General features: G+C 50.7%; 2 protein-coding genes. One reads left to right on the top strand and one right to left on the bottom strand.

The window, feature by feature from the left end:
* The coding region (locus F1735_RS34380; RefSeq protein ID WP_167241537.1) for a helix-turn-helix domain-containing protein at positions 1-114 on the bottom strand (114 nt) is incomplete at its 3' end.
* A gap of 21 nt (positions 115-135) precedes the next feature.
* On the opposite strand from F1735_RS34380, the gene tnpA reads away from it, so the two are divergent.
* Positions 136-379 (top strand): IS200/IS605 family transposase (tnpA, locus tag F1735_RS34375; protein ID WP_167241535.1); only part of this gene is annotated, 244 nt, incomplete at its 3' end.

Here is a 379-nt window from a genome sequence, read left to right as displayed (position 1 = left end):
CATCGCCAACGCCTTGTTGCAGACGAATCGGCACGCGCCAGCGAAGCGGCGCATATTGCGCTCTTGCTCGCCATCTGGCATCAGTTCGTATTGATAGGCTTGCAGTCGTTGCATGCTTCGATTATAGTTTGGTCTATGAGTGATTACAATGAAATTCGCCACGGAAGACACTGTGTTTTCCTCATGCACGTACATTTGGTATTCGTAACAAAATACCGCCGTGAAGTCTTCACAAAAGAGATTCTTGACGAGCTGCGGCCGATATTTTCCAGCGTCTGCACGGACTTTGAAGCGGAACTGGTGGAGTTCGACGGCGAGGACGACCATGTACACTTGCTGGTGAACTACCCGCCCAAGGTTTCCGTTTCCAATCTGGTCA

It is taken from the genome of Massilia genomosp. 1, assembly GCF_011682185.1.
GTDB classification, from domain to species: Bacteria; Pseudomonadota; Gammaproteobacteria; order Burkholderiales; family Burkholderiaceae_D; genus Telluria_A; species Telluria_A rubra.
This window is presented reverse-complemented; position numbering and strand designations above follow the sequence as displayed.